Origin of the sequence: Kitasatospora sp. NPDC057542 (genome assembly GCF_042801945.1) — a bacterium.
Lineage (GTDB): Bacteria > Actinomycetota > Actinomycetes > Streptomycetales > Streptomycetaceae > Kitasatospora.
Map to the genome: position 1 here is coordinate 40,386 of NZ_JBHVFE010000011.1, position 10,451 is coordinate 50,836.

Here is a 10,451-nt window from a genome sequence, read left to right on the forward strand (position 1 = left end):
CAACGACCACCGCACTACGGAGAGCCGATCGGTGACCACTCACCAACTGCTGGAGATCGCCTTCTCGTCCGGACGGGCCGGGTCCGGACCGGCCACCTGGGGCCAGCGGGCCATCTGGGACGCCGTACGACAGCTGCCGCCGGCCGACGCGCCGCGCTACAACATCGCCACCGCGGCGCCGCTGGACCCGGGGCTGCCACTGCCCGTCCTGCTCACCGCAGTCGAGCAGCTGCTGCACCTGCACGACTCGCTGCACACCCGGCTGCTGCCGGACGGCACCGGCGGCCTCCGCCAAGTCGTCGACGGCGAAGGCACCTTGGGAGTCCACCTCCGGCCCACGGGGGAGCACGAGGACCCGGCCGTGCTCGGCGCCCGGCAGCACGAGGAGCTGGCGGCGCAGGCCTTCGACACCGCCACCCAGTGGCCGGTCCGGATCGGCGCCGTGACGGCGGGCGGTCTGGTCCGGCACATCAGCCTGGTGCTCTCGCACACCGCGGTGGACGGCTCCGGGATGAGCCGGCTGGTCGCCGACCTGTCCGCGCTGTGCCTCGGCAGCTCCCCCGAGGAGTCGGCCGAGCTGCACGGGCCCGCCCGTCAACCCCTGGAGGAAGCGGAGTTCCAGACCTCCGAACGGGGTCTGCGGCGCGACGAGGGGGCCCGCAAGCAGTTCGTGCGCAAGCTCCGGCTGGGCCCGCCCCGGCTCTTCCCGCCGGCCGCCGGGCAGCCCGCCGCCCGGTTCCCGAACGCGGTGCTCCGCTCCCCCGCCCTGCCCCGGGCCGTCGAACGGGTGGCGGCCAGGCACCGGGTCAGCACCGGCTCGGTGCTGCTCGCCGCGACGGCCGCGATGACCGCCCGGCTCGCCGGCTCGACCGAGGCCGTGCTGAACGTCGTGGTCAACAACCGCTTCCTGCCCGAACTGGCCAACGTGGTGAGCGTGGTCGCGGGCGACGGACTGTTCCATCTCCCGGACGCCACCGCCGAGTTCGGCGAGGTCGTGCGCCGCACCCACGCCGCGGCGATCGGCACCTACCGCCACGCCTACTACGACAAGGTCGCCCTGGCCGCCGAGATCCTCCGGCTGACCGCCGAGGGGGTCCGACTCGCCGACCGCTCCTGCGTGTTCAACGACACCCGGGAGCTGCTCCCGGCCACGGCCGACCCCGGCGTCGACCGGACCATCCTCAGCTGGCCGGTGGAGTTCGAGCCGCGCCCCGGCCTGACCTACGCCCTGGACGTCCTGCGGTCCGCCGAGGCACTGAGCCTGGCCATGACGGCGGACCCGGCCGTGCTTCCGCGCTCCGCGATGGAGCGGTTCCTCTACGGCATCGAGGAGTTGATCCTCACCGAGGCCGACACGGACGCCGACGCGAACACCGAAACGACCACCGACACGACCACCGACGCGAAGGCGGACACCGCGACCGCCGCCGAGACCGGGCCCGGGACCGCCGAGCACGCTTGAACCTGACACTGGTGTCAAGTTCTACCGTACCGGCATGACCACGACCACCACCGCATCCCTGCTCACCCCGTACCGCCTCGGCCGGCTCGACCTGCCGAACCGCGTCGTCATGGCCCCGATGACGCGGTACCGGGCCGCCGAGGACGGTACGCCACTGCCCGTCGTCTCCGAGTACTACGCCCAGCGCGCGAGTGCCGGCCTGATCGTCACCGAGGGCATCTGGCCCAGCCGCCAGGGCCAGTCCGGCTGGCGCCTGCCCGGCCTGGAGACGCCCGCGCACGTGGCCGGCTGGCGCGCGGTGACCGAGGCCGTGCACGCCGCCGGCGGGCGGATCGCCGCCCAGCTGATGCACGGCGGGCGCCAGGGCCACCCGCTCAACCGGCTGCTCGGCGACGTCCCGGCCGGCCCGTCCGCCGTCCCGGCCCCGGGCCCGGTGCACGTCAAGGACGGCGGCAAGGCGGAGGCCGTCACCCCGCGCGCCATGACCCGCGAGGAGATCCGCCGCACCATCGCCGACCACGTCGACTCCGCCCGCCTGGCCCTCGCCGCCGGCTTCGACGCCGTCGAACTGCACGGCGCCAACTCCTACCTGATCCACCAGTTCCTGGCCGACAACACCAACCTGCGCACCGACGAGTACGGCCCCCGCACCCTCGTCGACCGCCTGCGCTTCCCGATCGAACTGGTCACCGCCGTCGCCGAGGCCATCGGCCCCGATCGCCTCGGCCTGCGTCTGTCCCCCGGCAACCCGCAGTTCGGGATGTACGAGGCCGACCCCGCCCCGGTCTACCGCGCGCTGCTCGCCGAACTCGACGGCCTCGGCCTGGCCTATCTCCACCTCACCGACAACGACGACTACCCGGCCCTGGCCGACCTGCGCCCGCGCTGGTCCGGGCCGCTCATCGGCAACGTCGGCGAGAACCGCGCCGCCACCGACCGCGAGCGCGGCGAGGCGGTGCTGACCGCCGGCCTGGCCGACCTGGTCTCCTACGGCCGCGCCTTCATCGCCAACCCCGACCTGCCCGAGCGGCTCGCCGTGAACGCCCCGCTCACCCCCGTCGACCCCACCCACCTCTACGGCCAGGAGGCCACCGGCTACACCGACTACCCGCGGCTGCGGCCGGCCGCCCGGCTGTGAACCGGCCGGCGAGTCGGCGCAGGAGGCCCCCGTCCTGACCGACTGTCAGTGACACCCGCTATGGTCGGCCCCGAACGATCCCAGCACGAACAGCACCGCCGTCACCAGGGGGCACCATGACCACACCGGGCACCGGCCCGCTCACCACCGCCGACCTCGTGGAGGGCTGGCGCCGGGTGGGCGTCCGGGAGGACATGGCGCTGATCGTGCACTCCTCGCTCTCCAGCCTCGGCCGGGTCGAGGGCGGCGCGGCGGCCGTGGTGGCCAGCCTGCGCGAGGCGGTCGGGCCCGACGGCACCGTCGCCGCTCCCACCTTCACCTCCGACACGGTCCGCGACCCGGCCCCCGGGCACAGCGGCCCGCCCGGCCCCGAGGTCGCCGAACTCCGGGCCGCCGTACCGCTGTTCCACCCCGGGCTCCCCTGCGCCACGGGCGCGGTGGCGGAGGCGCTGCGCACCCTGCCGGAGAGCCTGCGCAGCGCCCACCCGCAGGTCTCGGTCGCCGCCGTCGGTGCGCACGCCCGGGAGGTCACCGCCCGGCGCTCGCTCGGCTTCGCCGTCGGCCGGGAGTCGCCGTTCGGCGCGCTGCACGACCTCGGCGGGCACGTGCTGCTGGTCGGCGTCGGCCACAACCGCAACACCTTCCTGCACTACGCCGAGACCTTCGCTCCCAACCGCCGGCTCAAGCTCCGCCGTTTCCCGATGGCGATCCAGGGCGAGCGGGTCTGGATCGAGGCGCCGGACGTGGGGGACGACAACGACACCCACTTCCCGGTCGTGGGGCGGGAGTTCGAGGAGCGGGCAAGCATCCGCGAGGTCCTGGTCGGCGACGCTCCCTGCCGGCTGATCCCGGTCCGCGAGCTCATACCCTTCGCCGTCCGCCGCCTCACCGAGCTGCTGGCGGCCGGCGGCCCCACAGCGGCATAGGCCGGGCCGACGGTCCCCGCAGTGCGCGCGGAACCGCCGGCCCGTCCCCGCATGCCGTCAGTTACGGGCTTCGTGCACCGAGGTGGTCTCCTGGATCTTCTTCCAGGACTTCGGCTCGGCCGGCAGCCGCCCCTCGGCCCGGTCCGCGCCCGGCGCGAGCGAGGCCGCGGCCGCGGTACCGGCCGGCACCGGTCCGACGGCGGGCTTGCTCGGGGTGAACAGCCAGGTGTTCAGCAGGTCGCCGAGCTTCTGGCCGGAGACCTCCTCCGCGTACGCCTGGAACTCCGGGATGGTGGCGTTGCCGTAGCGGCGCTCGGTGGGCCAGCCCTTGAGGATCCGGAAGAACTTCTCGTCCCCGACGGCGTTGCGCAACGCCTGGATGGCCACCGCTCCGCGGTAGTACACCGCACCGGAGAACTGGTTCTCCTCTCCCGGATCGCCCGGCTTGACGGTCCAGAACGGGGCGTCGGCCGGGTACAAGGCGTAGATGTAGTCGGCCAGCTCCTGCGCGGTGCCCTCGTTCTCGTGCTCGGACCAGAGGAACTGGGAGTACTCGGCGAAGCCCTCGTTCAGCCAGATGTCGCTCCAGCGGGAGAGGGAGACGCTGTCCCCGTACCACTGGTGGGCCAGCTCGTGCACGACCACCTGGGTGTTGGAGCCCCGGGCGAACAGCCCTGGGCCGTAGGAGACCCGGGTCTGGGTCTCCAGGGCGCCACTGGACTGGGTGTTGGCGATGTAGCCGCCGACGGAGCTGAACGGGTACTCGCCGAAGTAGCCGCTCAGCCAGTCCACCAGCTCGCCGGTGCGCTCGATGCTCGCCCGGGCCGCGTCGGCGTTGTCGCCGAGGTCCTTGCTGTACGCGTTGTAGACCGGCAGCCCGCTCGCCGTGGTGTCCTGGGTCACGTCGAACTTGCCGATCGCCAGCGTCGCCAGGTACGTCGCCTGCGGCTTGTTCTCGCGCCAGCTGTAGCGGGTCCAGCCCGCCTGCGAGCTGGTGCCGGTCAGTACGCCGTTGCTGATCACCTGGTTGCCGTCCGGCACCATGACCGAGACGTCGAACGTCGCCTTGTTGCTCGGGTGGTCGTTGCTCGGGAACCACCACCCGGCCGACACGGGCTCGCCGGCCACCACCGCACCGTCCGGGGTGCGGCGCCAGGCGGTGTAGCCGCCGTACTTCTGCACGGTGGACGGCACGTCCTTGTACCGCACCACCACGGTGGCCTGGCTGCCCTTGGCCAGCGGCCGGGCGGGGGTGATCTCCAGCTCCTGGTCGCCACTGGTGGCGAAGGTCGCGATCCGGCCGTTGACCCGGACCTCGGAGACGTTCAGTGCGAAGTCGAGGTTGAACCGGGAGAGGTCCTGGGTCGCCGTGGCGAGAATGGTCGTGGTGCCCTCCAGCTCGTCGGTGGCGGGCTGGTACTTCAGCCGGATGTCGTAGTGCGAGACGCGGTACCCGCCGTTGCCGAGGGTCGGGTAGTACGGGTCCCCGAGCCCGTCCGCGCCGGGTTGGAAGCCGGAAGCCGAGGCGGGGACGGCCAGGAACAGGCTCAGGGCACTGGCAGCAGAGACGATCAGTCTCTTGCGCACGTGGTCCTCCAGGGATCACAGGAACGATTGGGTTGAACCGATCCTTGTCCCGGCAACCCCTCGCCCACTCCCCGATCCTGAGTTCTTCGTGAAACGAAACGCGCCGGAATGACGGCTCCGCAGCGGTGCCGCGGAGCCGTCACGCCGGACAGTCCGACATGTCGTCAGTTGTGGGCCTCGTGCACCGAGTTGGTCTCCTGGATCTTCTTCCAGGACTTCGGCTCGGCCGGCAGCTTCCCCTCGGCCCGGTCCGCGCCCGGCGCGAGCGCGGCCGCGGCCGCGGCCGCGCTGCCCGGCGGTACCGGCCCGACGGCGGGCTTGCCGGCGGTGAACAGCCAGGTGTTCAGCACGTCGCCGAGCTTCTTCCCGGAGACCTTCTCCGCGTACGCCTGGAACTCCGGAATGGTGGCGTTGCCGTATCGGCGCTCGGTGGGCCAGCCCTTCAGGATCCGGAAGAACTTCTCGTCCCCGACGGCGTTGCGCAGCGCCTGGACGGCCACCGCGCCGCGCTCGTACACGGGGCTGGAGAACTGGTCGTCCGGCCCCGGGTCGCCCGGCTTGATGGTCCAGAACGGGTCGTCGGCCGGGTGCGAGGCGTACACGTAGTCGGCCAGCTCCTGCGCGGTGCCCTCGTTCTCGTGCTCGGACCAGAGGAACTGCGCGTACCGGGCGAAGCCCTCGTTCAGCCAGATGTCGCTCCAGCGGGAGAGCGAGACGCTGTCGCCGTACCACTGGTGGGCCAGCTCGTGCACGACCACGGAGGTGTTGGAACCCTTGGCGAACTGCCGGGGGCTGTAGAAGATCCGGGTCTGGGTCTCCAGGGCGTAGCCGGTCGGGACGTTGGGGACGTAGCCGCCGACGGAGCTGAACGGGTACTCGCCGAAGTAGCCGCTCAGCCAGTCCACCAGCTCGCCGGTGCGCTCGACGCTCGCCCGGGCCGCGTCGGCGTTGTCGCCGAGGTCCTTGCTGTACGCGTTGTAGACCGGCAGCCCGCTCGCCGTGGTGTCCCGGGTGACGTCGAACTTGCCGATCGCCAGCGTGGCCAGGTATGTCGCCTGCGGCTTGTTCTCGCGCCAGCTGTAGCGGGTCCAGCCCGCCTGGGAGGTCGTGCCGGTCAGTACGCCGTTGCTGATCGCCTGGGTGCCGTCCGGCACGAGGACCGAGACGTCGTAGGTGGCCTTGTCGCTCGGATGGTCGTTGCTGGGGAACCACCACCAGGCCGCCTCGGGCTCGTTCGCGGCGATCCCGCCGTCCGGCGTGCGGTGCCAGCTGGTGAAGCCGTACTTCTTCACGGTGGACGGCACGCCCTTGTAGCGCACCACCACCGTGGCCTGGGCGCCCTTGGCCAGCGGCCGGGCGGGGGTGATCTCCAGCTCCTGCTCCCCGCTGGTGGCGAACTTCGCGACCCGGCCGTTGACCCGGACCTCCGAGACGTTCAGCGCGAAGTCGAGGTTGAACCGGGAGAGGTCCTGGGTCGCCGTGGCGAGGATGGTCGTGGTGCCCTCCAGCTCGTCGGTGGCGGGCTGGTACTTCAGCCGGATGTCGTAGTGCGAGACGCGGTACCCGCCGTTGCCGTAGGTCGGGTAGTACGGGTCCCCGACCCCGGCCGCGCCGGGTTGGAAGCCGGAAGCCGAGGCGGGGACGGCCAGGAACAGGCTCAGGGCACTGGCAGCAGAGACGATCAGTCTCTTGCGCACGTGGTCCTCCAGGGATCACAGGAACGATTGGGTCGAACCGATCCCTGTCCCGGCAACCCCTCATCCACTCCCCGATCGTGAGATGTTCATGAGAAGAAACGCGCCGAAATGGCGGCTTCGCAGCGATGCCGCGGAGCCGCCACACCACCTCATCCGTCACTCACGTCCCGAGCGCCACAGGCGCCCGCACCAGCGAGCCGTACTCCGTCCACGAGCCGTCGTAGTTCTTCACGTGCGGGTAGCCGAGCAGCTCGGTGAGCGCGAACCAGGTGTGCGCGGACCGCTCGCCGATCCGGCAGTACGCGATCACCTCACGCTCCGGCTCCACGCCCCGCCCCCCGTACAGCGCCCGCAGCTCCTCCGCCGAGCGGAACGACCCGTCGTCGTTGGCGGTCTGCGACCAGGGGATGTTGACCGCGCCCGGAATGTGCCCGGGCACCTGCGCCTGCTCCTGCGGCAGGTGCGGGGGTGCGATCAGCTCGCCCCGGAACTCGGCGGGCGAGCGGACGTCCACCAGCACCGCGTCCACCCCGGGCTTGGCGAACACCTCGGCCTTGGCCAGGACCTCGTCCCGCAGCGCCCGCAGCTCCGGCCGCTCGGGCCCGCGGAGCCGGTAGCCGGTGTGCTGGTAGTCCATCACCTCGTGGGTGAGCTCCCGCTCCTCCAGCTCCCACTTCTTGCGCCCGCCGTCCAGCAGCCGCACCGGCCCGAAGCCGCGCAGCCGCAACAGCCAGTAGGCGTAGGCGGCGAACCAGTTGTTGTTGCCGCCGTAGAGGACGACGGTGGTGTCGTCCTCGACCCCGGCCGCCCGCAGCAGGTGCTGGACGCCGTCGCGGTCGATGTAGTCCCGGCCGACCTGGCTGTGCAGATCGGTGGTCCAGTTCCAGCCGACCGCGCCGGGGATGTGGTTCCGGTCGTAGGCCTGTGTGTCCTCGTCCACCTCGACGACCCGGATCGTCCCGTCGTCCAGGTGGTGGGCCAGCCATTCGGTGCGGACCAACGCCTCGGGGTGCGCGTAGCCGTTGCCGGTCATCCCACGCCCTCCTTCGCTCTGCCAGGCTGCGGCGCCCGACCACGGACACAGCGGGCCGCACGACGGGGCAGGGCGTACGGACACGGCGAGGAGCCGGCGACCGGGCCGGACAGTTCGAACCTACGCCGCCCGTCCGGCCCGGGCCACCCCGGGCAGCCCCCGCCCCCCCGGATCCGCGGTGACCGTCCGCTCAGGAGAAGACGACGGAGCGCAGCTTCAGCCGGTCGCCGAGCCTCTTGCCGGGGTTCATGACGTAGAACACGTCGCCCGAGCAGCCGAAGTCCAGGAAGACCGTGGCCGTGGACCGGGTGAGGTTCTCCGGCGCGAAGCCCGGCGCGTCCTCGGTCGTCCACGGCAGGTCGATGCACTTGCCGCTCTGCGGGTCGGCCAGGCCGGTGAGGACGCCGGGGCCGACCTTGTAGAGGAAGTCGCCCTCCGCGGCGTTGGCCGAGAACGGAACGGCGAGGACGAGGGCGATGGCGCTGGCGGCAGCGAGCACGGCGTTGCGGAGACGCATGAGTGAGGGCCTTTCAGGTGGTACTCGGTGGTACCGGGTTCATTGGTGCGAGATCACCCTAGAGGCCCAAAATCCGCAGAAACGGTACTTCCAATCCACCCTTTTGGGTGGTTTAAGCGCTAAAACTGCGACCTGCCACCCAGTGGAAAACCCCTCAGTTCGGCGGAGCCGTGAAGAAGTACCCCGAGTCGACGAGCACCGGCAGGTACGCCTTCAGCGCCGCCACCGTCTGCGACCGGTCCCCGCCGCCGTCGTGATTGAGCACGATCGACCCGGGCCGGACGTTCCTGAGGACCCGGTCGATGATCGCCGGGGTCCCCGGCCTGGCCCAGTCCCGTGGGTCCACCGACCAGGCCATGTTCCGCATCCCGAGGTCGGCGGCCACCTTGAGCGAGGTCTCGGACCAGTCCCCGCCCGGCGCGCGGAACCAGGTGGGCTGCCGGCCGGTGGTCCGCTGCAGCAGGTCGGAGGTCCGCTCCAGTTCGTCCCGCACCTTGCCCTCGGACAGGTGCCGCAGGTCCGGGTGGGTCCAGGTGTGGTTGGCGACGTGATGGCCGCGGTCCGCGATCTCCCGCGCCAGGGCGGGGTGCTCGGCCACGTTCTCGCCGATCAGGAAGAACGTCGCCCTGATCCCGTACGTTTCGAACAGCGCCAGCACGGTCGGTGTGTGACGGGGGTGCGGGCCGTCGTCGATGGTGAGCGCCACCACCCGCCGCCCCGAGCCCAGGTCGTACACCGGCTTGCTCTCCGCCTTGGTGAGCACCCGGTGCACGGGCTCCCCGCTCGGCACGACGGCCGACGGGGTGGCGGCCGTCGAGGTGTCGGACGGGGAGACGGCGGACGGGGAGACGGCGTCGGTCGCCCCCGCCACGGCGCTGCGCTCCTCACCGCTCCAGGGGCTCCGGCATCCGGCAGTCATTCCCAGAAGGGACATTCCGGCCGCAACCAGCAACAATCTGCGTGAAGTAATCTGATGATCTGACAGCATTATGGATGCATCCCCTGCCCGTCACTGCCGCTCCCGGGGGCAACTCCGACGGACCCGATCACCACTCCGACGGCCCAAGAGCCATCGGTCGCACGCCCCGCTCCGGAGCTCTTCCACGGATCTTCCCCGACCGGACGCTCCACCTCCCCTCCGGACCGCTACGCTGTGCCTTCCCCAGTGTGATGATCTGCCATCAGAGGACGTGGCCATGACGACAAGTCAGGACTCCCCCGACCAGGGCCAGCAGGGCGACGGCTCCACCGAGCTCAGCCAGTGGGAACGCTTCGGCGTCGACACCACCGCCCCGCACTCTGCGCGCGTGTACGACTACTGGCTGGGAGGGAAGACCAACTTCCCGCCGGACCGCGCCATGGGGCAGGCCATCGAGCAGGCCGTGCCGAGCGTCAAGGAGATGGCCAGGGCCAACCGCGCCTTCCAGGGCCGGGCCGTGCGCTACCTGGCCCAGGAGCACGGCATCCGCCAGTTCCTCGACCTCGGCACCGGCATCCCGACCTCGCCGAACACCCACGAGATCGCCGAGGCCGTCAGCCCCGGCACCCGGGTGGTCTACGTCGACAACGACCCGATCGTGCTCACCCACGCCCGCGCGCTGATGGTCTCCAGCCCGGCCAGCCGCACCACCTACATCCACGCCGACCTGCGCAAGCCCGAGGAGCTGTTCGCCGACCCGGCGCTCACCTCCACCCTCGACCTCACCCAGCCGGTCGGTCTGCTGATGATCGCCGTGCTGATGCTGATCGCCGACGCGGACGACCCGTGGGGCCGGGTCGCCGCGCTGCGCGACGCCCTGCCGGCCGGCAGCTGCATCGCGCTGACCACCCCCACCCCGGACTTCGACCCGGAGGCCGTCGGCAAGGTCGCCGAGGCCGCCCGGGCCGGCGGGATGACCCTGGTGCCGCGCAGCTACGACGACGTGGTCCGTTTCTTCGACGGCTGGGAGCTGGTCGAGCCGGGCGTCGCCCCGGTGCTGGCCTGGCGCCCGGACGGCGAGCCGCCGGCCGACCCGAAGGCCGCGTACTACTGGGGCGGCGTCGCGATCAAGCGCTGACACCGTCGAGCGCCGGGTGGGGCGGCCGCGGGCC

9 protein-coding genes are annotated in these 10,451 nt (G+C 71.7%); 4 read left to right on the forward strand and 5 right to left on the reverse strand.

Annotated elements, in window-relative coordinates; translation table 11 throughout:
* Positions 1-31: 31 nt before the first annotated feature.
* The 3 genes from ACFU7Y_RS03290 (at position 32) to ACFU7Y_RS03300 (ending at position 3,526) form a co-directional block, all read left to right on the forward strand.
* Positions 32-1,462 carry a condensation domain-containing protein gene (locus ACFU7Y_RS03290; RefSeq protein ID WP_380766325.1) on the forward strand — a complete coding sequence of 477 codons (1,431 nt, stop codon included), beginning with the start codon at positions 32-34 and terminating at the stop codon, positions 1,460-1,462.
* 34 nt (positions 1,463-1,496) lie between these two features.
* On the forward strand, positions 1,497-2,600 hold the full coding sequence (locus tag ACFU7Y_RS03295; RefSeq protein ID WP_380766326.1) for an alkene reductase: 1,104 nt from the start codon (positions 1,497-1,499) through the stop codon (positions 2,598-2,600).
* A gap of 116 nt (positions 2,601-2,716) precedes the next feature.
* Positions 2,717-3,526, forward strand: coding sequence for an aminoglycoside N(3)-acetyltransferase (locus ACFU7Y_RS03300; protein ID WP_380766327.1), 810 nt, complete (start codon positions 2,717-2,719; stop codon positions 3,524-3,526).
* A gap of 57 nt (positions 3,527-3,583) precedes the next feature.
* Here the strand turns inward: ACFU7Y_RS03300 and ACFU7Y_RS03305 are convergent, their stop codons facing one another.
* The 5 genes from ACFU7Y_RS03305 to ACFU7Y_RS03325 all read right to left on the reverse strand — a co-directional run bounded on the left by ACFU7Y_RS03305 (position 3,584) and on the right by ACFU7Y_RS03325 (position 9,231).
* A complete protein-coding gene (locus ACFU7Y_RS03305; protein ID WP_380766328.1) occupies positions 3,584-5,113 on the reverse strand; it encodes a M1 family metallopeptidase in 1,530 nt (509 codons plus the stop codon).
* Between the two features lie 164 nt (positions 5,114-5,277).
* Entirely contained in the window at positions 5,278-6,810 is a 1,533-nt protein-coding gene (locus tag ACFU7Y_RS03310; protein ID WP_380766329.1) for a M1 family metallopeptidase, read from the reverse strand.
* Positions 6,811-6,970: 160 nt separating this feature from the next.
* Complete coding sequence (locus ACFU7Y_RS03315) at positions 6,971-7,843, reverse strand: sulfurtransferase (RefSeq protein ID WP_224283563.1); 873 nt, start codon at positions 7,841-7,843, stop codon at positions 6,971-6,973.
* A gap of 190 nt (positions 7,844-8,033) precedes the next feature.
* Complete coding sequence (locus ACFU7Y_RS03320; RefSeq protein ID WP_224283562.1) at positions 8,034-8,360, reverse strand: hypothetical protein; 327 nt, start codon at positions 8,358-8,360, stop codon at positions 8,034-8,036.
* 154 nt (positions 8,361-8,514) lie between these two features.
* Positions 8,515-9,231, reverse strand: a complete 717-nt coding sequence (locus tag ACFU7Y_RS03325) for a polysaccharide deacetylase family protein (RefSeq protein ID WP_380766330.1) — start codon at positions 9,229-9,231, stop codon at positions 8,515-8,517.
* A gap of 325 nt (positions 9,232-9,556) precedes the next feature.
* Here ACFU7Y_RS03325 and ACFU7Y_RS03330 point away from each other — a divergent pair, with 325 nt between their 5' ends.
* On the forward strand, positions 9,557-10,417 hold the full coding sequence (locus ACFU7Y_RS03330) for an SAM-dependent methyltransferase (protein ID WP_224283560.1): 861 nt from the start codon (positions 9,557-9,559) through the stop codon (positions 10,415-10,417).
* Positions 10,418-10,451: the final 34 nt, after the last annotated feature.

Coding starts and splice junctions, on each gene's coding strand:
- ACFU7Y_RS03295 (WP_380766326.1), top strand. CDS start 1,497: ATGACCACGACCACCACCGCATCCCTGCTCACCCCGTACCGCCTCGGC.
- ACFU7Y_RS03300 (WP_380766327.1), top strand. CDS start 2,717: ATGACCACACCGGGCACCGGCCCGCTCACCACCGCCGACCTCGTGGAG.
- ACFU7Y_RS03315 (WP_224283563.1), bottom strand. CDS start 7,843: ATGACCGGCAACGGCTACGCGCACCCCGAGGCGTTGGTCCGCACCGAA.
- ACFU7Y_RS03320 (WP_224283562.1), bottom strand. CDS start 8,360: ATGCGTCTCCGCAACGCCGTGCTCGCTGCCGCCAGCGCCATCGCCCTC.
- ACFU7Y_RS03330 (WP_224283560.1), top strand. CDS start 9,557: ATGACGACAAGTCAGGACTCCCCCGACCAGGGCCAGCAGGGCGACGGC.